Below are 1,018 nucleotides of genomic sequence, written 5' to 3' on the forward strand. Positions count from 1 at the left end.
CAACGCCAGATCACAATCCCCCGACCGCAGAGACTGCACCGCCGAATGCAACGCCACCAACGACGACGAACACGCCGTGTCCACCGTCACCGCCGACCCCTCAAGACCCAGCGTGTAGGCGATGCGGCCGGAGACCAGGCTGCCTTCGTTGGCGCCTGCCGCGTAGTCGTGGTACATCACACCCGCGTACACGCTCGTCCGTGAACCCGCCAGCGTCGACGGAACGATGCCCGCCCGCTCGATGGCCTCCCACGACACCTCCAGCAGCAGCCGCTGCTGGGGATCCATCTCGTACGCCTCCCGAGGACTGATCCCGAAGAAGTCGGCGTCGAACCGGGCCGCGTCGTGCAGGAATCCACCCATGCGCGTGTACGACTTCCCCGGCGTACCCGGCTCGGGATCGTACAGCCGTCCGGTGTCCCAGCCACGGTCCTCCGGGAAGGACGAGACCGCGTCGCGGCCCTCGGCCACGACGTCCCACAGACCTTCGGGCGACTCCGCACCGCCGGGGTAGCGGCAGGCCATTCCCACGATCACGATCGGATCGTCGTCCGCGATCGCCTGACGTACGACCACGCCGCCTGCCGACTCCGCCCCGCTCTCGGACAACTCGCCGTCGAGGTAGGCGGACACAGCTCGCGCACTCGGGTAGTCGAACACCAGCGTCGCAGGAAGCCGCAGGCCCGTTGCGACGTTGAGGCGATTGCGGAGCTCGACCGACGTGAGGGAGTCGAAGCCCAGCTCCTTGAAGGCGCGGTCGGCCTCGATGGCGTTGGCCGTGGCATGGCCCAGTACGCCGGCGACCTGCTCCCGCACCACCTCCAGGAGCAACCGCTCCCGCTCCTCCGGACCGAGACCGGACAGCCGGGCCGTCAAGACGCCCGAGGAGGTGCCGGAGCGCACCACCTTGCGCACGGCGGGCACCATGTGGCGGAGGAGGTACGGAACAGTGGCCGGCTGCGACCGCAACGCCACCAGATCCAACGGCAACGGCACCATCACCGCCCCACCCGCATCC

The 1,018-nt window shown here is 69.2% G+C and carries 1 protein-coding gene; it reads right to left on the minus strand.

Annotated elements, in window-relative coordinates:
- The coding region (locus ABZY45_RS35070) for a type I polyketide synthase (RefSeq protein ID WP_356746307.1) at positions 1 to 1,018 on the minus strand (1,018 nt) is incomplete at both ends.

Source organism: Streptomyces sp. NPDC006516 (genome assembly GCF_040611875.1).
In the GTDB taxonomy this organism is placed as follows: Bacteria; Actinomycetota; Actinomycetes; order Streptomycetales; family Streptomycetaceae; genus Streptomyces.